The sequence below is a fragment of the Nitrospiria bacterium genome (assembly GCA_036397255.1).
Lineage (GTDB): Bacteria > Nitrospirota > Nitrospiria > DASWJH01 > DASWJH01 > DASWJH01.
In genome coordinates this window covers 15,211-32,286 of record DASWJH010000019.1, presented here as the reverse complement: position 1 = coordinate 32,286, position 17,076 = coordinate 15,211, and the positions used below count along the sequence as shown (strand labels likewise).

Sequence of the window (17,076 nt, the reverse complement as noted above, 5' to 3'; positions counted from 1 at the left end):
GCACACACCGTTTTTCAATGGGTATCGACCGCAGTTTTATTTTCGAACGACAGATGTGACGGGGGTGGCGAAGTTAGCGGAGGGAGTGGAGATGGTGATGCCGGGGGATAATGTGAGTTTGGAGGTAGAGTTGATTACTCCTATCGCGATGGCAAAGGAATTGCGATTTGCGATACGGGAAGGTGGAAGAACCGTGGGGGCAGGAGTTATTACCGAGGTCCTGGATTAGGGTCTGAAAGGGAAAGACGGTGTCATTCCCGATAAAAAAAACGGATAGGGGAAAAGGGTGGATCAAAACCAAAAAATTCGGATAAGACTCAAGGGATATGATTTTAGAGTTTTGGACCAATCGGTTCTTGAAATAGTGGATACCGTTCGAAGGACTGGGGCCAAAGTGGCCGGACCTATTCCTTTGCCTACAAGAATTAACCGTTATACGGTATTAAGGTCTCCTCACGTAGATAAAAAATCCCGTGAACAGTTTGAAATCAGAACCCATAAAAGGCTTCTTGATATACTTGACCCTACACCTGAAACAGTGGATGCATTGATGAAGCTAAATCTTTCTGCCGGTGTGGATGTAGAAATAAAACTCTGATTTATTTTATGATCTTCGTATGGATGGAGAAGGATTGAAAGGTTTGCGATGATTCAAGGATTAATGGGTGAGAAAATTGGAATGACTCAAATTTACCTGGAGGATGGAAGCATTGTCCCTGTAACGGTTATTGAAGCGGGGCCTTGCCAAGTGGTCCAAAAAAAAGGCCAAGAACCAGATGGGTATCAAGCCTTTCAGCTTTCTTTTAAACCCAAAAAAGAGAAAAATACCTCAAAAGGCATGTTAGGGCATTTTAAGAAAGCAGGGGTTTCCCCCGCCCGTTTTTTAAAGGAATTCCAAGGGGATGAATCAGAGACTCAAGTGGGCCAGGAAATTCGAGTGGATATTTTTAAAAAAGGCGAGTTAGTGGATGTTACTGGTATATCAAGAGGGAAGGGCTTTGCGGGAGCCATGAAGCGTCATCATTTTGCGGGAGGTCCCGCCACCCATGGTTCCATGTTTCACCGGGAACCGGGTTCTATCGGGGCAAGCTCTTTCCCTTCTCGGGTGATGAAAAACAAACGTTTGCCGGGTCAAATGGGGAATGTTCAGAGAACAATAGAAAAGCTTGAAATTATTCAAGTTCAGCCTGATGAGAATATTTTAATGATCAAGGGAGCGGTTCCTGGAAGTCCAGGCACTCTTTTAGTAATCAAACGCTCCAAAAAAGTTTCTTAATTATTTTAAAGAATGTCAATGGCATCTATCGATGTGATTAATCAAAAAGGTGAAAAGTTAGGGGAAGTCCCCGTGGATGATCGGTTTCTGCATTTTGAGGGAAATCAATCGGTCGTTCATGAAGCCGTGGTAATGCAGCTTGCCAGTAAAAGACAAGGAACCTCATCTACCAAAACCAAGGGGTTGGTCAGCGGTGGGGGAAAGAAACCCTGGCGCCAGAAGGGGACTGGGCGAGCCCGAGCCGGATCTTCTCGATCCCCGATTTGGAAAGGGGGAGGTACTGTTTTTGGTCCCCAACCGCGAAATTACATGACCTCCTTTCCAAAGAAAAAGATGCGACTGGCCCTTGCTTCCAGCCTAGGATCCAAAATTGTTGATGGAAAAGTGACTGTAATGGATAGTTTTGATCTCCCGGAACCAAAAACCAAACTATTGGTTCAACTTTTAAAGCAGTTAGGGTTAACAGGGAAAGTGCTAATGGTCACTAGTGGAAGGAAAAACCAACTGGAAAAAGCCTCGGCAAATTTAGGGAATGTTTTGGTTATGACGGTGAACGAATTAAATGTTTATGATTTAGTTGGGTCTGATCATCTTGTGGTTTTAAAGGAGGATTTTGAAGTGTTAGCAGGGGCCTGGATATGAAAAAAGACGATATTTATGGTGTAATCCTTCGCCCTTTAATCACGGAAAAGGGAACAGGGCAAAAGGAAAAAGAAAATAAAATTTCATTTATTGTGCACCCCAAGGCTAATAAAGTTCAAATTAGGAAGGCTGTTGAAAAACTCCTTGAGGTGAAGGTCCAGAAAGTTAATGTGATGAACAGATCCGGAAAGAAAAAGCGCCTTGGACGATTTGAAGGGGAACGGGCAGATTCGAAGAAGGCGATTGTTTCCCTAAGGAAAGGCGAAAAACTTGAACTTTTTGAAGGAGTTTAAAAGGATTTAGGATGGGAATTAAACAATATAAACCCACTTCGCCTGGTCGTCGTAACCAGTCCGTTTCGGGTTTTGAGGAAATCACCAAAACCGAGCCTGAGAAATCTTTGGTTTTTCCTTTAACCTCTTCGGGGGGGAGAAACCAAAGGGGAAAAATAACCCTCCGCCATCGAGGTGGGGGGCATAAAAGGGCTTACCGTTTGATTGATTTTAAAAGGGACAAATTGGGTGTTTCGGGGCGGGTAGCCGCCATTGAATATGATCCTAATCGAACCGCCCGTTTGGCTTTGATTCATTACCATGATGGAGAAAAACGGTATATTTTGGCGCCGGAAGGACTTAAGGTAAATGATTCAATCATGTCCGGTAATAATGCCGAATTGAAAACAGGAAACGCCCTTCCATTAGCCTTTATCCCTCTCGGAACGCTCATTCACAACATTGAATTGAAGCCTGGAAAGGGTGGGCAATTGGTCAGAAGTGCTGGGGGGTCTGCCCAGCTCATGGCTAAAGAGGGGGCCTATGTTCAGGTTAGACTGGGTTCAGGCGAAGTACGCTTGGTAGAGGCAAATTGCATGGCCACTGTCGGTCAAGTCGGAAATATTGACCATGAAAACTTAACCCTTGGAAAGGCGGGTCGTAAGCGTTGGCTCGGAAAAAGGCCCAAAGTCCGGGGGGTCGCAATGAATCCGGTTGATCATCCTCATGGAGGAGGAGAGGGAAAGGCAGGGCAAGGAAACCCTCATCCTGTTTCTCCCTGGGGAATGCATACCAAAGGACTTAAAACACGAAAGAATAAGAGGACAAAGCGGTTTATTATTAAACGGCGCAAGGGATAAGGCCGAAATGAAGGAGAAGATCAGTGCCTAGGTCAGTTAAAAAAGGACCCTTTGTAGATGAAAAGTTGTTAAAGAAAATTGAAAGGCTCAATCAGGATAATGATAGAAAAGTTTTTAAAACTTGGTCACGAAGATCTACCATCATTCCTGATATGATAGGGCACACCCTTGCAGTTCATAATGGTAAAAAGTTTATTCCAGTTTATATAACCGAAAATATGGTGGGACATAAGTTAGGGGAATTTTCCCCTACTCGGTTTTTCAAGGGCCATGGATCCGCAAAAACGGAAAAAGCCACGGCTTTGAAATAAAGAGAGGTCCGTTCATGGGGATTGAGACTTTTTTTTATAACCGATTTAAAAGAAACATTCGGAGTCTTAAAGAAAATGGTTGATGCAAAAGCTGTCTTGCGATTTGTTCGAGTGACCCCGAGAAAGGCCCGTTTGGTGGTGGATTTGATTCGTGGAAAAGGGGTTGATGAAGCATTAACCATTCTTCGGTTTGTACCAAACCATGCCTCTGGATTGGTGGAAAAGTTGCTCCGTTCTGCCGTGGCTAACGCGGAGCAGAAAAAAGTTGGGGATGTGGATGATTTATGGGTCAGTAAGGCTTTCGTGGATCAAGGGACCACTCTTAAACGAATTCGCCCCAGATCTATGGGACGAGCCAATTCCATATTTAAAAGAACCAGCCATATCACCCTGGTTGTATCCCCGAAATCTAAAATGAAAGATAGCGTTTCTCGTGGAAGGTAACCTGGTGATGTTGAACCAGGTTTTTTGATGGAGGGAATCTTTTGGGACAGAAAGTACATCCAATAGGCTATCGCCTAGGTTATATTAAAACATGGAATTCTCGCTGGTATGCACAGCGGGATTATGCGACTCTGCTTCATGAGGATTTAAATATTCGTCGAATTGTCAAAGAGAAGTTGTACCATGCCAGCGTTTCCAAAATTGAAATTGAGCGATCGGGAAAACAAGTCAAGGTTGATATTTTTTCCGCACGACCTGGGATTATTATTGGAAGAAAAGGGGTTGAGGTGGATAAATTGAAAAATGAATTGGAGGCGCTGACCCAAAAACAAATTTTTATCAATATTAAAGAGATAAAAAAACCTGAATTGGATGCCCAATTGGTAGCCGAAAATATTGCCCTCCAGCTTGAAAAGCGTGTTACCTTTCGAAGAGCAATGAAACGGAGTGTTGCCTCAACGCTTCGGTTTGGTGCTCAGGGTATAAAAGTAAATTGTTCGGGAAGATTAGCGGGTTCAGAAATTGCTAGAACCGAATGGTATCGTGAAGGGAGAGTCCCTTTACACACATTACGGGCTGATATCGATTACGGATTTGCCGAGGCCCGAACCACCTATGGTCAGATTGGGGTGAAGGTTTGGATCTATAAAGGGGAAATTCTTCCCCCGGGAAAAGGTGGCGAAATTGAAGAGAGGCGCTGATGCTCAGTCCTAAAAAGGTTAAATATCGAAAACGCCAAAAAGGCCGAATGAAGGGGTTGAGCCAAAGAGGGTCAGAATTGAGTTTTGGCGAATTCGGTTTGAAAGCTCTGGAGCCGGCATGGATTACCAGCCGCCAGATAGAAGCTGCCCGAATTGCCATGACCCGTTTCGTTAAAAGAGGGGGCAAAATATGGATTCGGATTTTCCCGGATAAACCAATTACGCGAAAAGCCGCGGAAACCCGTATGGGGAAAGGAAAAGGAAATCCCGAACATTGGGTGGCCGTGGTGAAACCGGGAAGAATACTATATGAAATGGATGGGGTAACCGAACAAGTAGCAGAAGAAGCCTTTAAATTGGCGGCCTACAAGCTTCCTATTTCAACCAGATTTATGAAACGGGGGGGGCGCTAATGGAGATGAAGGAATTGAAAGATCTCAGTCAGGAGGAATTGCTTGTTAAAGAACAGGGTTTAAAGAAAGAACTTTTCAATCTTAAATTTCAACTGACTGCAGGCCGAATTGAAAGTACCGCCCGAATCAGACAAGTCAGGCGGGATATTGCTCGGGTTAAGACCACCTGGCGAATTAGAGATGTTATGAAGCCTTCAGAATCCGAAGGGGAAAAATAAAAAAATATTTAATGGGAGAAGAACCGTGCGGCGAAGTTTAATCGGAGATGTTGTTAGTGATAAAATGGAAAAAACGATTGTTTTAAAAATTTCTCGCCGAATTCAGCATTCGATATTTAAAAGGGTTGTAAAGCGAATGACCAAGCTAAAAGCCCACGATGAAAAAAACGAATGCAAGGTGGGTGATCGGGTTCTGGTAATGGAGAGCAGGCCCTTGAGCAAAGATAAAAATTGGAAAGTAATTAAAGTTTTGGAAAAAGCAAAAACCCTTGAAGATTAAGGGTATTCCATGGGCCACGGAAAGCGAAACACAGTGGTTGTTAAATTGGAAGCTGGAACGTGTGACAAAAAGGGACCTTTCGGGGTGTAGGCATTTAAATGATTCAAGTTCAATCCGTGTTGGATGTTGCCGATAATTCGGGGGCGAAAAAAGTTCTCTGTTTTCATATAATGGGTGGCGGAAAAAGGCGTTATGCCTCTTTGGGTGATGTAATTGTGGTGGCCATCAAAGAAGCGATTCCTCATGGGAATGTAAAAAAAGGGGAGGTTGCGAAAGCGGTGATTGTCCGAACCACAAAGGAAGTTCGAAGAGGAGATGGATCTTATATTAAATTTGACCGGAATGCCGCTGTATTAATCAATGCCGAGGGAGAGCCCATTGGAACCCGAATTTTTGGCCCGGTCGCTCGAGAACTCCGGTGGAAAAAATTTATGAAAATCGTATCGTTGGCCCCAGAGGTTTTGTGAAAAAAGATTTTATAAAGAAAGTGAAAAGGGTGTAAAGAAAAAATGGATGGAAAAACAATTTCCAGAACCGGAATTCGAAAAGGGGATATGGTTCGGGTGATAACCGGGCGAGATCGGGGAAAAAACGGAAAGGTGTTGCAGGTTTTGGCCAAAAAGCAAAGGGTGGTTGTTGAAAAATTAAATATCATAAAACGTCATACCCGACCCCAACAAAAAAACCGTCAAGGCGGAATCGTGGAACGGGAGGGACCCATTCAAATTTCCAATGTGATGCTGTTATGTCCTCAATGTAATAAATCAACACGGTTTTCTGTGAAAATTCTCACCGATGGAAAGAAGCTTCGCTGTTGCCGGAAATGCGGTGAGGTTTTGGATAAAGGATGATTTTGTGAAAGGTCAACGAACCACTCCAAAAAGCAAAAAAACATCAAATGGCGAAAAACCCCGGGTAAAAATCAAGTATGATCAGGAGGTGATTCCCCTTTTGATGAAAGAGTTTGGGTATAAAAATAAACTCCAAGTTCCCCGTATGGAAAAAATTATCGTAAATATTGGAATGGGGGAAGCTATTCAGAATATTAAGTTTTTAGATAGTGCAGTTAAAGAATTAGGCCAAATTACAGGCCAACGACCCATTGTGACCAAGGCCAGAAAATCAATTGCAGGGTTTAAGTTGAGGAGTGGAATGCCCATTGGATGTAAAGTGACTTTACGTGGGCAAAGACTTTATGAGTTTTTTGATCGTCTTACCCATGTGGCATTACCCCGAATCCGGGATTTTCGAGGCGTTTCTGAAAAGGCTTTTGATGGAAGAGGGAATTTTACCCTTGGAATCAAGGAGCAGCTCATTTTTCCAGAAATTAAATATGATGAAATTGCAATGACTCACGGTATGGATATTACCATTGTGACCACTGCAAAAAGTGATCATGAAGCAAGAGCTTTATTGAAAAATTTAGGGATTCCTTTTAGAAATCGATAGAGGAGAACAGTGGCAAAAACATCATTAATCGTAAAGTCCAACCGGGTTCCCAAATTTAAGGTCCGGCAATATAACCGGTGTAAGGTATGTGGTCGCCCGAGGGGTTATTTGCGAAAATTTGCAATGTGCCGAATCTGCTTTAGGAGTTTAAGTCTTAAAGGAGAAATTCCAGGTGTCATTAAGGCAAGTTGGTAATAGTGGGAGGGTTTGCTTTGTGGGGGAAATGCTATGTCAATGACTGATCCCATTGCGGATATGTTGACGAGGATTCGAAATGCCAACCTTCGTCGGCATGAGGCAGTGGATATTCCTTTTTCAAAATTAAAATTTGGACTTGCAAAAATCCTTGAAAAAGAAGGATATGTTCGAGGGGTGAAAAAAACTCAGAAAAGTGGTTTTGAAAATATACAAATACAATTAAAATATATCGGCCAAGAACAGCAACAGGTCATCAGTGGTTTAAGACGGGTGAGCCGCCCTGGACTTCGACATTACGTTGGGAAGGAACAAATCCCCTGGGTAAGGCGAGGGGTGGGTGTTGCGGTTCTCTCTACTTCAAAAGGGTTGTTGACTGATAAAGATTCTCGTAAATCGCAAATAGGGGGTGAGGTGCTTTGCCATATTTGGTAGAGGACTGATTTATTCGTTATGTCAAAGGTAGGACGAAAACCAATTGATATTCCCAAGGGAGTAGAATTCAAGATTTCCCCCGAGAAAGTTGTTGTGAAGGGGCCAAAAGGAGAGCTCTTTTTTAAAGTCGACCCACGGATAAAGGTCGAACTAAAGGAGCAAAGGGCCCTTGTCCTCCAAAAAGGTAACGACCGAGAGGGGAGGGCTTTTCATGGGTTGGTGCGATCCCAATTGGCCAATATGGTTCTCGGAGTCACCGAAGGGTATGAAAAAATATTAGAAATTAATGGGGTGGGTTACAAAGCTCAGGTTCAGGGGGGAAAATTAGTGTTAAACCTTGGGTTTTCCCATCCGGTGGAGTTTGATATTCCCAAGGGAGTGGAAGCCAAGGTCGAAAAGCAAACCACCATTAAACTTAAAGGGATTGATAAGCAAGAGGTTGGACAAATAGCAGCCAATATCCGGGGTTTAAGGCCTCCAGAACCCTATAAGGGGAAGGGGATCCGGTATTCCGGTGAACAGGTTCGGACCAAAGAGGGAAAAAAGGCGGGTAAATAAAGCGCTCAAGTGAGGTGAGGCCAGGGATGAAGGAAAAGGAAATTTCCAGAAATAAACGGCGAAGACGGGTAAGGAAGAAAATCATGGGAACCCATGAAAGGCCCAGATTGTCTGTTTTTAGAAGTAATCGCCATATGTATTCCCAGCTCATTGACGATATTAAAGGATGTACTTTGATCAGTGTGTCCACCATGGAAAAAAGTTTGAGGGAAGATCTTAAGAGTTTTTCCCCAATAGAAACGGCCAAAAAAGTGGGAAAGCTTTTAGCAGAAAGGGCTCTAACCCTGAAATTTCAAAAAGTGGTTTTTGACCGTGGGGGCAATTTATTTCATGGACGGGTTAAAGCGGTAGCGGAAGGGGCACGAGAAGGAGGTCTGGTTTTTTAATGTTTTCCAAAACTAAAATTTATATCGCCAAAAGTTTGATTTGCAATAGGAGGGATTTTGGAACGAATTAATCCAGAAGGGTTAACCCTAAAAGATAAAGTGGTCTTTATCAATCGTGTGGCTAAGGTGGTAAAAGGGGGAAGGAGATTTAGCTTTAGTGCCCTCGTTGTTGTGGGGGATGGCCATGGGTGTGTTGGGTCGGGAATTGGAAAAGCCAATGAAGTTCCAGAGGCGATTAAAAAAGCCATTGAACATGCCAAAAAAAACCTTGTTCGGATTGCACTAACAGAATCAAGTATTCCCTATGAAACCATGGGACATTTTGGGGCAGAAAATGTTCTTCTTAAGCCCGCTGCCCCAGGAACTGGAATCATTGCCGGTGGCCCGGTTCGTGCCGTGATGGAAGTTGTCGGGATTCAAAATATTTTGAGTAAATCCTTGGGAAGTGGCAATCCCTTTAATGTAGTTCGCGCCACTTTAACGGGCTTAAGGGGGTTAAGGAGTCGGGAAGATGTACTGAGGATGCGGGAAATGAGTTATTCGGAAGGGGAAGACGGGAGGAAAAAGGAATGAAAAAAGAGAGTCTTTCGATTACCTTAGAGCGAAGTGGAATCGGCCGGCCCAAGGCACAGCAGGAAATATTAAAAGGTTTGGGTTTGAGAAAGCTTCATAAGACCGTAGTGCGACCTGATTCCCCCGAAATTCGGGGAATGGTTAAAAAAGTGGTTCATTTGGTAACGGTTCAAAAAGGAAAATAATTTAAATACAAGGATTAACGAAGGAAGAGGACCAAAAAAAAATGAAATTAAATTCCCTCAAAACTTCAAGGGGGGCGAAGAAGAAGCCCAAAAGGCGTGTTGGCCGGGGGCCAGGTTCGGGTTCTGGGAAAACCGCATCAAAAGGACATAAAGGGCAGAAGGCCCGCTCGGGTGGAGTGAAGGGTCCTGGTTTTGAAGGGGGCCAAATGCCCCTCAGCCGGAGATTACCTAAAAGGGGGTTTGTCAATATTTTTAAAAAGAAATTCCAGATTATCAATTTGGAACAATTGAATGGGTTCCAAAAAAACACAGTTGTAAATATTGGACTTCTTAAAGAAAAAGGGTTGGTAAGTAAAGCGAGAAGCCCTATAAAGATTTTATCTGAGGGTGAATTAAAGGTTCCTTTGACGATTCAAGCCAATGCTTTTAGCGAAAAGGCAAAAGAGAAAATTATATCGGTAGGTGGCAAGGCAGAGGTGATTTAGGTTGTTAGAAAGGTTTATAACAAGCATCCAGAATATTTTTAAAATTCCGGAGCTTAAGACTAGAATCCTTTTCACAATTGCCATGTTGGCCGTCTATCGGATTGGCGCGCATGTCCCAACTCCAGGAATTAATAATGATGCGCTAAGCGATTTTTTAAAAAGCCAAGGGGGAGCGCTCCTTGGTTTTTTAGATATTTTTTCGGGGGGGGCTCTTTCCCGATTAACTGTTTTTGCATTGGGAATCATGCCTTATATCAGTGCTTCGATTATCCTTCAGCTTTTAACTGTGGTGATTCCCACATTGGGAAAATTAGCCAAGGAGGGTGAGAGGGGACGAAAAAAAATTATTCAATATACGCGGTTTAGCACCATTGGCATTAGTTTGATTCAGGGAATCGGGATTGGTTTTGGGCTGGAAGGAATGCAAAATGGTGCCTTTGTCCAGGAACCGGGTTGGCCCTTCCGTTTGATGACAATGATTACCTTGACCGCTGGAACCGCTTTTATTATGTGGTTGGGAGAGCAAATAACAGAACGTGGAATTGGAAACGGTATTTCCTTAATCATTTTTGCAGGGATTGTGGCCGCTCTTCCAGCGGCTCTGATCAATACCTATAAAAAATATGAAATTGGTGAGCTATCTCTGCTTTTCATCATTATTTTGGCCATTATGATGGTTATTGTAGTAGCGGCGATCGTATTTTTGGAAAGTGCACGCCGCCGGGTTCCCGTCCAATATGCGAAACGAGTTGTGGGGAGAAAAGTGTATGGAGGCCAAAATACCCATATCCCTTTAAAAATTAACACAGCAGGGGTTATTCCACCTATTTTTGCTTCCTCCATAATTGCCTTTCCTGCGACTATTGCAGGGTTTACCCCTATTCCATGGGTTCAAGCTATAGGAAATAGCCTTGCACCGGGGTCTATTTTTTATACGACTCTCTATGTGAGTTTAATTGTATTTTTCTGTTTTTTCTATACCGCGGTTGTTTTAAATCCCGTTGATATGGCTGATAATATGAAGAAATATGGTGGCTTTATTCCGGGGATTCGCCCCGGCCAAAGGACCTCTGATTATATTTATCGGGTTTTGACCCGGATTACATTTGCTGGGTCCATTTATCTAGCAATTGTCTGTGTCATCCCGGAGATTTTGATCTATAAAATGGGGGTTCCGTTCTTTTTTGGAGGAACATCCCTGCTTATTGTAGTTGGGGTGGGACTAGATACCGCGCAACAAATTGAATCTCATATGCTGACTCGAAATTATGAGGGTTTTATGAAAAAAGGAAAAATAAAAGGAAGAAGTGGTTAGGGATTTTTCTATGATCGGAATATTATGCTGAGAAAGAAAACCAACGCAATTTTAGGGGAGGGTTTAGCTTCGGTAGACCTAATTGGGGTTTGTTTGAGTTTTCCTAAAGGAGGTTTGATTTGAGGTTGGTTTTGTTGGGACCTCCTGGAATTGGAAAAGGGACCCAAGCTCAGAATCTATCAGAACATTTTGGAGTTTTGAAAATTTCAACCGGAGATATTTTAAGGGAAGCGGTTAGGGAGAAAACCCCGTTAGGGAAAGAAGCCAAGTCCTATATGGAACGGGGGGCTCTGGTTCCGGATGAGGTGGTTATTGGAATAATCCGGGACCGCTTAAAAAAGCCTGATAGCCAAAAGGGCTTCCTTTTAGATGGTTTCCCGAGGACAGTTCCTCAAGCAGAGGCATTGTCCAAAATGTTGTTGGGGTTTGGATGGGGGTTGGATCGGGTGGTTCATTTTGTTTTAGATGAAGAGATTTTAATCCAACGACTTTCGGGCCGTAGATCCTGTTCAACCTGTACTGCGGTATACCACACAAAATATAATCCCCCCAAGGAAGAAAATCGTTGCGATCTTTGCGGGGGGCCATTGATTCATCGGGAAGATGATCATCCCGAAACCATACAGAAACGATTGCAGGTGTATAAAACCCAAACCCAACCGTTGGTTCATTTTTATCAGAAGCTTGGCCTTTTAACTGAAATTGAAAGCTCCGGAGATATCCCGACGGTTTTCCAAAATGTTTTGGGGTTTCTATCAAAGAAAAAAGTATGATCATTCTGAAATCGGGTGACGAGATTGAAAAGATGACTTCTGCATCAAAAATAGTTGCAGAGGTTCTGCTTACCCTTAAGGAAATGGTAGCCCCCGGTGTGACCACCCTAGATCTGGATAGGGTGGCCGAAGAGAAAATTAAAAATTTAGGAGGTACACCAGCCTTTAAGGGTTACCGTGGTTTTCCTTCTACGCTCTGTGTCTCGGTCAATGATCAAGTGGTTCATGGGATTCCATCGAGACGTGTATTAAAAGACGGTGATATTATTGGATTAGACTTGGGGGCCATTTGGGAGGGATATTTTGGTGATTCAGCCATGACCCTTCCGGTAGGCGGGGTCAATCAGGAGGTTCAGCGGTTAATGGATGTTACCCGTCAATCTCTTTACGAAGGGATCCAGCAAATTCGCAATGAGGGAAGGCTTTCGGATGTTTCCCATGCAATACAAACCTGTGTGGAAAAATCTGGTTTTTCCGTGGTGAGGGATTTTGTTGGCCATGGGATTGGAAGAAGCCTTCATGAGGAACCCCAGGTTCCTAATTTTGGAAAACCAGATTCCGGACCTCGGTTAAAAATCGGAATGGTGTTAGCTGTAGAACCCATGGTGAATGCAGGGACTTATCATGTTAAGGTTTTGGAAGACCAATGGACTGTGGTCACCGAAGATGGAAGTTTGTCTGCCCATTTTGAGCATACCATTGCTTTGACGGAGTTTGGGGCCAAGATTTTAACAGAGATTTAGGATCGAGGGGGTATGTCCAAAGAAGATGTTGTTGAAGTGGAAGGAACAATCATGGAAACATTACCCAATGCGATGTTTCGGGTGGAATTGGAAAATGGGCATAGGGTGTTAGCCCACATTTCAGGAAAAATGAGAATGCATTTTATAAAAATTTTACCGGGAGATAAAGTAACAGTGGAGCTTTCTCCCTATGATTTAACACGGGGGAGAATTACCTACCGTTTTAAATAAACACTGACGTTTTTCTTTAAAAGGAAAAGGTGGTTTTAGGACAATGAAAGTTCGATCTTCAATGAAAACCATTTGTGCTAAATGTAAGATTATTAAAAGACGAGGGGTGTTGCGGGTGATTTGTATTAACCCGAAACATAAACAACGGCAAGGTTAGTTTCTTAATGAGGTTTCAATGGCTCGTATCGGTGGAATAGATCTTCCTAGAGATAAAAGGGTTGAGGTTGGATTGACGTATTTATTTGGAATTGGCCCGTCCTCATCCAAAAAAATAATAAAAAATGCCGGGGTTGATCCCAATACTCGGGTAAAGAATTTGAGTGAAGCTGAAGCAGTAAAACTCCGTGAAATCATTGAACGGGATTTTAAAATAGAGGGAGATCTTCGGCGAGAGATTTCCATGAGTATTAAACGTTTAATGGATATTGGGAGTTACCGGGGATTAAGGCATCGTCGGGGTCTTCCATTGAGAGGCCAAAGAACGAAAACCAATGCACGGACAAGAAAAGGGCCTCGTCGAGCAATTGGAGCAAAACCCAAAAAAACGTAAGGAATTTCTGATTTCCCCCTCTTTTTAAAGAAAGGGTTCATTCTAAATAAGAGGGATCAGGCAAAACAAAAAACTAAATAAATTTAGTAGGTTTTATCCTTGATCACAATTGGAGTTGCAAAACCATGGTAAATAAAAAAGGTACTAAGAAAAAAGAAAAAAAGAATGTTCAATCCGGTGTGGCTCATATACTGGCTTCCTTTAATAACACGATAATTAGCATTACAGATATGGCTGGAAATGTGGTGGTTTGGTCCAGTGCAGGCAATCAAGGGTTTAAAGGATCACGCAAAAGTACCCCCTTTGCCGCCCAGAAGGCTGGGGAAACTGCTGCAAAAAAGGCCATGGAAAATGGAATGAGGCAAGTGGATGTTTATGTTAAGGGGCCCGGGTCGGGGCGCGAATCCGCTATTAGGGCTCTTCAAGGGACCGGTTTGAAGGTTAATTTAATTAAAGATGTTACCCCGGTTCCTCATAACGGGTGCAGACCCCCCAAAAGGAGGAGGGTCTAAGCATGACCTTTAACTCTTTTTTGAGTAGGGCATTTAAACGGAAAAAATAAATTATATGGAATGGAGGTTTTAATTGGCAAGATACGTTGGACCCCTATGCCGGCTCTGCCGGAGGGAAGGGGCAAAGCTTTTTTTAAAAGGGGCGCGGTGTTTCACCGAGAAGTGTGGGATTGAACGTCGAGATCAACCCCCAGGGCAACATGGACAAGGACGCCAGAAGGTTTCGGAATACCAGAAGCAGCTCAGAGAAAAACAAAAGTTAAAGAGAATTTACGGATTGCTGGAGAGGCAATTTCGAGGGTATTTTCACCGTGCCGAGCGAATAAAGGGAATTACAGGAGATAATCTCCTCCAGTTATTAGAACGACGCCTGGATAGTGCAGTTTACCGAATCGGTTTTGCTTCCTCACGAGGAGAGGCTCGGGGTTTAATTAACCATGGGCATTTTTTGGTGAATGGGAAAAAAGTGGATATCCCTTCTTTTCTTTTAAAAGAGGGTGATCGGATTCAAGTAAAGGAGAAAAGTAAAAATTTGGAAAGAATAAAGGCTTCTTTGTTGGGGGTAGAAAATAGGGGAATTTCCCCATGGCTTGAACTTAATAAAACTGAATTTTCAGGCCTATTTTTAAATGTACCTTCCAAAGAAGAGATCGAGCTTCCGGTGAACGAACAATTGGTTGTTGAATTATATTCCCGATAAAGGTTTATTCTGCGTTTAAAAATTAAACCCTAAACTGATGGCCTTTAACCTTTCCTTATTAATGGGGGAAATGTATGATTATAAGAACAAAAGATTTTCAAATTCCTAAAAAACTCGATTTTGAAACCAGTGAAATAACGAATACTTATGGGAAGTTTTTTGCCGAGCCCTTTGAACGGGGTTTTGGGACCACCGTTGGAAATTCCCTTCGGAGGGTTCTTTTGTCATCCATTGCGGGGGCGGCAATAACTTCAATTAAAATTGAAGGGGTTCTTCATGAATTCTCAACCCTTCCGGGGGTAAAGGAAGATATTACTGATATCATTCTTAACCTAAAAAGTCTTAGGGTTAAACTACATTCAGACCGACCAAAGACAATCTATTTAAAGAAAAATGGACCCTGTGAGGTTAGAGCCAAAGATATCATTCATGATGCAGATGTAGAAATCTTAACACCTGATCTCCCTATTGCAACTTTAGACAAAGACAGCAGTTTAAACGTTGAAATGAATGTAAAAATTGGTCGGGGGTATGTTCCCGCTGAAAGGAACAAAGAGGAGGGCATGTCTATTGGAACCATTCCTGTGGATTCTATCTTTTCTCCTATAAAAAGAATCAACTTTTATGTTGAAAATGCGAGGGTCGGTCGTGTAACCGATTACGATAAACTCATCCTCGAAATTTGGACCGATGGCAGTGTAAGGCCCGATGATGCCCTTGCTTTTGCAGCAAAAATTTTAAAAGATCATCTCGCGTTGTTTATAAACTTTGAGGAAACTGCAGAACTCATTGAACCCAAACTGGATGATGTTAAAGAAAAATTTAATAAGAATCTCTTAAGAAGTGTAAATGAACTGGAACTTTCCGTCCGCGCAGCAAATTGCTTAAAGAATGCAAATATTAAAACCATTTCTGATCTGGTTAATCGTTCCGAGAATGAAATGTTAAAAACAAAAAATTTCGGCCGAAAGTCCCTAAATGAAATTAAAGAAATACTATCGGAAATGGGTTTGTCATTGGGAATGAAGCTTGAATCCGTCTCCAAGGGGGTGGATAATGAGAAAGAAGATGAACCCAGTGAATAAAAAATTAGAAAGGGAATGATTTCGTGAGACATCGGAAAGCAGGACGCCAATTAGGGCGGAATTCCTCCCACAGGAGGGCTCTCCTTAGGAGCCTTTTAACATCGTTTCTTGCTCATGAGAAAATTGAAACCACCGAAGCAAAAGCCAAAGAGTTCCGGCCATTAGCCGAGCGGATGATTACATTAGGAAAGCGGGGCGACTTGAACGCGAGGAGGTTGGTTTTGAAATATGTGAGTGACCGACAGGTAATTTCAAAACTTTTTAATGAAATTTCTCCAAGATTTTCTTCCCGAAATGGAGGATATACCCGAATCATTAAAACCAGGCAAAGGTTTGGAGACGCTGCCCGAATGGCGATTGTGGAGATGGTTGGCCAGAAAGAGGCAGAACCCCAAAAAAAGATTGGGAAAAAGGAAGGTACAAACTAAATTCCTGTTTAAATCTGTTGTGCCTGTTCTATTAAAACATTGTTAACTCGGTACTCCTGCAATGAGTAATTCCACTTCTTGAAAGATCCCCTCTTCGCTTAAACCCTCTTTTTCGACTTTAGGATCCCCTTCCACCCATTGGTTGGATTTTTTATCATGGACTTCAAATTTTCTGTTTATTTGGAGGACAGTTGAATTACCTTCTTTTTTTTGGAAGGTTAGGACATAGGTATCCCTGTAATCTTTTTGGATCGGCGGAAAATTTGCCGATAAAATTCGGAAGTATCTCTTGGTTTGAGTGGTGATTTTCCAACCGTCCTGATCGCTACTGGCAATAGGAATATCATTTTTCTTCAGGGTTTCCATTACTTTTTCCCAGATCACAGGAAGTTTGGCGGAATAGGCTTTTGAGGGTAAAGGAATAGGAGCAACCGGTTCCTTTTCCTGTCCGAAAACAAAACCTTGAGAAACCATTGTTATGATTAGAAAAGCAAGTAGCCAACTGAATCTTTTCATTTTAAATGAAGCCTCCCTTAAATTAAAACACCCTAACTTTTAACCATTTAATTTTGAATTATCTTAAATTTTTGTAACCTTTTTTGCTTACCTTTGTCAAGAAATTTTAAGGTTAAAAACCCAAGACTTAAATAACCTTTTGAAAAAAAAAGTTTTTTGGGTCCTGTGGTTTGACAAAGCCCCTCCTTAAAGTTATATTATTTTTGGGCTCATCCTGGAAGTGAGTGGGTAAATTTTGTCATTACCCGCCTGTCCGGCGGGCACTTGCAGGCAGGGGAAAGCGGAAATCCAGGCCCTTCCCGTCATTCCCGCGAAAGCGGGAATCCAGAAGGTGTTAATTTTTTGAATCTTGGATTCCTGCCTGCCGGCAGGCGGGCCCGATAAAAACATTCGGGAATGACGAACTGGATTTTGCAGGAACCTCTAATACTTCAAAGGCTTCAACCACAGAATGACTTTGACTTGACCCTTGCCCTGTATGGACCTTAAACACTTTTTAACAATTTTTACCCACTCGATTTCACGAAGACCCTCTTTTAA

The 17,076-nt window shown here is 42.6% G+C and carries 34 protein-coding genes; 32 read left to right on the top strand and 2 right to left on the bottom strand.

Going from position 1 to position 17,076, the window contains the following annotated elements; genetic code table 11:
• The 32 genes from tuf to rplQ form a co-directional block, all read left to right on the top strand.
• Positions 1-229 (top strand): elongation factor Tu (gene tuf / locus VGB26_03145; GenBank protein ID HEX9756781.1); only part of this gene is annotated, 229 nt, incomplete at its 5' end.
• A gap of 57 nt (positions 230-286) precedes the next feature.
• Positions 287-598, top strand: a complete 312-nt coding sequence (gene rpsJ / locus VGB26_03140; protein ID HEX9756780.1) for a 30S ribosomal protein S10 — start codon at positions 287-289, stop codon at positions 596-598.
• A gap of 48 nt (positions 599-646) precedes the next feature.
• Positions 647-1,276: a 50S ribosomal protein L3 gene (rplC, locus tag VGB26_03135; GenBank protein ID HEX9756779.1), complete on the top strand. Its 630-nt coding sequence runs from the start codon at positions 647-649 to the stop codon at positions 1,274-1,276.
• A gap of 18 nt (positions 1,277-1,294) precedes the next feature.
• Complete coding sequence (rplD, locus tag VGB26_03130; GenBank protein HEX9756778.1) at positions 1,295-1,918, top strand: 50S ribosomal protein L4; 624 nt, start codon at positions 1,295-1,297, stop codon at positions 1,916-1,918.
• On the top strand, positions 1,915-2,211 hold the full coding sequence (gene rplW, locus VGB26_03125) for a 50S ribosomal protein L23 (GenBank protein HEX9756777.1): 297 nt from the start codon (positions 1,915-1,917) through the stop codon (positions 2,209-2,211). Before rplD ends, rplW begins: the two co-directional genes overlap by 4 nt.
• 11 nt (positions 2,212-2,222) lie before the next feature.
• Complete coding sequence (gene rplB / locus VGB26_03120; protein ID HEX9756776.1) at positions 2,223-3,050, top strand: 50S ribosomal protein L2; 828 nt, start codon at positions 2,223-2,225, stop codon at positions 3,048-3,050.
• 23 nt (positions 3,051-3,073) lie between these two features.
• Complete coding sequence (gene rpsS / locus VGB26_03115; protein HEX9756775.1) at positions 3,074-3,361, top strand: 30S ribosomal protein S19; 288 nt, start codon at positions 3,074-3,076, stop codon at positions 3,359-3,361.
• A 75-nt stretch (positions 3,362-3,436) separates the two neighbouring features.
• The gene (gene rplV, locus VGB26_03110; protein HEX9756774.1) at positions 3,437-3,805 is read left to right on the top strand and encodes a 50S ribosomal protein L22; all 369 of its coding nucleotides are present in this window, start codon (positions 3,437-3,439) and stop codon (positions 3,803-3,805) included.
• A 41-nt stretch (positions 3,806-3,846) separates the two neighbouring features.
• Positions 3,847-4,506: a 30S ribosomal protein S3 gene (gene rpsC / locus VGB26_03105; GenBank protein ID HEX9756773.1), complete on the top strand. Its 660-nt coding sequence runs from the start codon at positions 3,847-3,849 to the stop codon at positions 4,504-4,506.
• Positions 4,506-4,919: a 50S ribosomal protein L16 gene (gene rplP / locus VGB26_03100; GenBank protein HEX9756772.1), complete on the top strand. Its 414-nt coding sequence runs from the start codon at positions 4,506-4,508 to the stop codon at positions 4,917-4,919. Before rpsC ends, rplP begins: the two co-directional genes overlap by 1 nt.
• Positions 4,919-5,137, top strand: coding sequence for a 50S ribosomal protein L29 (rpmC, locus tag VGB26_03095; GenBank protein ID HEX9756771.1), 219 nt, complete (start codon positions 4,919-4,921; stop codon positions 5,135-5,137). The genes rplP and rpmC overlap by 1 nt, the downstream gene beginning before the upstream one ends.
• A 25-nt stretch (positions 5,138-5,162) precedes the next feature.
• Entirely contained in the window at positions 5,163-5,417 is a 255-nt protein-coding gene (gene rpsQ / locus VGB26_03090; GenBank protein HEX9756770.1) for a 30S ribosomal protein S17, read from the top strand.
• Between the two features lie 98 nt (positions 5,418-5,515).
• On the top strand, positions 5,516-5,884 hold the full coding sequence (gene rplN / locus VGB26_03085) for a 50S ribosomal protein L14 (protein HEX9756769.1): 369 nt from the start codon (positions 5,516-5,518) through the stop codon (positions 5,882-5,884).
• A gap of 42 nt (positions 5,885-5,926) precedes the next feature.
• A complete protein-coding gene (gene rplX, locus VGB26_03080; protein ID HEX9756768.1) occupies positions 5,927-6,268 on the top strand; it encodes a 50S ribosomal protein L24 in 342 nt (113 codons plus the stop codon).
• Between the two features lie 4 nt (positions 6,269-6,272).
• The gene (rplE, locus tag VGB26_03075; protein ID HEX9756767.1) at positions 6,273-6,866 is read left to right on the top strand and encodes a 50S ribosomal protein L5; all 594 of its coding nucleotides are present in this window, start codon (positions 6,273-6,275) and stop codon (positions 6,864-6,866) included.
• Between the two features lie 9 nt (positions 6,867-6,875).
• A complete protein-coding gene (locus VGB26_03070; protein HEX9756766.1) occupies positions 6,876-7,061 on the top strand; it encodes a type Z 30S ribosomal protein S14 in 186 nt (61 codons plus the stop codon).
• A 33-nt stretch (positions 7,062-7,094) separates the two neighbouring features.
• Positions 7,095-7,496, top strand: a complete 402-nt coding sequence (gene rpsH / locus VGB26_03065; protein HEX9756765.1) for a 30S ribosomal protein S8 — start codon at positions 7,095-7,097, stop codon at positions 7,494-7,496.
• 18 nt (positions 7,497-7,514) lie between these two features.
• Entirely contained in the window at positions 7,515-8,054 is a 540-nt protein-coding gene (rplF, locus tag VGB26_03060; GenBank protein ID HEX9756764.1) for a 50S ribosomal protein L6, read from the top strand.
• Between the two features lie 26 nt (positions 8,055-8,080).
• Complete coding sequence (gene rplR, locus VGB26_03055; GenBank protein ID HEX9756763.1) at positions 8,081-8,440, top strand: 50S ribosomal protein L18; 360 nt, start codon at positions 8,081-8,083, stop codon at positions 8,438-8,440.
• Between the two features lie 57 nt (positions 8,441-8,497).
• On the top strand, positions 8,498-9,013 hold the full coding sequence (gene rpsE, locus VGB26_03050) for a 30S ribosomal protein S5 (protein ID HEX9756762.1): 516 nt from the start codon (positions 8,498-8,500) through the stop codon (positions 9,011-9,013).
• On the top strand, positions 9,010-9,198 hold the full coding sequence (rpmD, locus tag VGB26_03045) for a 50S ribosomal protein L30 (protein ID HEX9756761.1): 189 nt from the start codon (positions 9,010-9,012) through the stop codon (positions 9,196-9,198). Before rpsE ends, rpmD begins: the two co-directional genes overlap by 4 nt.
• 41 nt (positions 9,199-9,239) lie before the next feature.
• Positions 9,240-9,683: a 50S ribosomal protein L15 gene (rplO, locus tag VGB26_03040; GenBank protein ID HEX9756760.1), complete on the top strand. Its 444-nt coding sequence runs from the start codon at positions 9,240-9,242 to the stop codon at positions 9,681-9,683.
• A 1-nt stretch (position 9,684) separates the two neighbouring features.
• Entirely contained in the window at positions 9,685-10,998 is a 1,314-nt protein-coding gene (gene secY / locus VGB26_03035) for a preprotein translocase subunit SecY (GenBank protein HEX9756759.1), read from the top strand.
• A 119-nt stretch (positions 10,999-11,117) separates the two neighbouring features.
• Positions 11,118-11,771, top strand: a complete 654-nt coding sequence (locus VGB26_03030) for an adenylate kinase (protein HEX9756758.1) — start codon at positions 11,118-11,120, stop codon at positions 11,769-11,771.
• On the top strand, positions 11,768-12,514 hold the full coding sequence (gene map / locus VGB26_03025) for a type I methionyl aminopeptidase (protein ID HEX9756757.1): 747 nt from the start codon (positions 11,768-11,770) through the stop codon (positions 12,512-12,514). The genes VGB26_03030 and map overlap by 4 nt, the downstream gene beginning before the upstream one ends.
• A gap of 12 nt (positions 12,515-12,526) precedes the next feature.
• Positions 12,527-12,745, top strand: a complete 219-nt coding sequence (infA, locus tag VGB26_03020; GenBank protein HEX9756756.1) for a translation initiation factor IF-1 — start codon at positions 12,527-12,529, stop codon at positions 12,743-12,745.
• A gap of 43 nt (positions 12,746-12,788) precedes the next feature.
• The gene (rpmJ, locus tag VGB26_03015; GenBank protein ID HEX9756755.1) at positions 12,789-12,902 is read left to right on the top strand and encodes a 50S ribosomal protein L36; all 114 of its coding nucleotides are present in this window, start codon (positions 12,789-12,791) and stop codon (positions 12,900-12,902) included.
• An 18-nt stretch (positions 12,903-12,920) separates the two neighbouring features.
• Positions 12,921-13,295: a 30S ribosomal protein S13 gene (rpsM, locus tag VGB26_03010; protein ID HEX9756754.1), complete on the top strand. Its 375-nt coding sequence runs from the start codon at positions 12,921-12,923 to the stop codon at positions 13,293-13,295.
• A 125-nt stretch (positions 13,296-13,420) separates the two neighbouring features.
• The gene (gene rpsK, locus VGB26_03005; protein HEX9756753.1) at positions 13,421-13,807 is read left to right on the top strand and encodes a 30S ribosomal protein S11; all 387 of its coding nucleotides are present in this window, start codon (positions 13,421-13,423) and stop codon (positions 13,805-13,807) included.
• A 73-nt stretch (positions 13,808-13,880) separates the two neighbouring features.
• Positions 13,881-14,507, top strand: coding sequence for a 30S ribosomal protein S4 (gene rpsD, locus VGB26_03000; protein ID HEX9756752.1), 627 nt, complete (start codon positions 13,881-13,883; stop codon positions 14,505-14,507).
• Positions 14,508-14,581: 74 nt separating this feature from the next.
• Positions 14,582-15,592: a DNA-directed RNA polymerase subunit alpha gene (locus tag VGB26_02995; GenBank protein HEX9756751.1), complete on the top strand. Its 1,011-nt coding sequence runs from the start codon at positions 14,582-14,584 to the stop codon at positions 15,590-15,592.
• 23 nt (positions 15,593-15,615) lie between these two features.
• Positions 15,616-16,020, top strand: a complete 405-nt coding sequence (gene rplQ / locus VGB26_02990; GenBank protein HEX9756750.1) for a 50S ribosomal protein L17 — start codon at positions 15,616-15,618, stop codon at positions 16,018-16,020.
• A 42-nt stretch (positions 16,021-16,062) separates the two neighbouring features.
• On the opposite strand, the gene VGB26_02985 is transcribed toward rplQ, so the two are convergent.
• Both VGB26_02985 and VGB26_02980 read right to left on the bottom strand, forming a co-directional pair.
• Positions 16,063-16,536 carry a hypothetical protein gene (locus VGB26_02985; GenBank protein ID HEX9756749.1) on the bottom strand — a complete coding sequence of 158 codons (474 nt, stop codon included), beginning with the start codon at positions 16,534-16,536 and terminating at the stop codon, positions 16,063-16,065.
• 334 nt (positions 16,537-16,870) lie between these two features.
• Positions 16,871-17,029, bottom strand: a complete 159-nt coding sequence (locus VGB26_02980; protein ID HEX9756748.1) for a hypothetical protein — start codon at positions 17,027-17,029, stop codon at positions 16,871-16,873.
• Between the last annotated feature and the right edge of the window lie 47 nt (positions 17,030-17,076).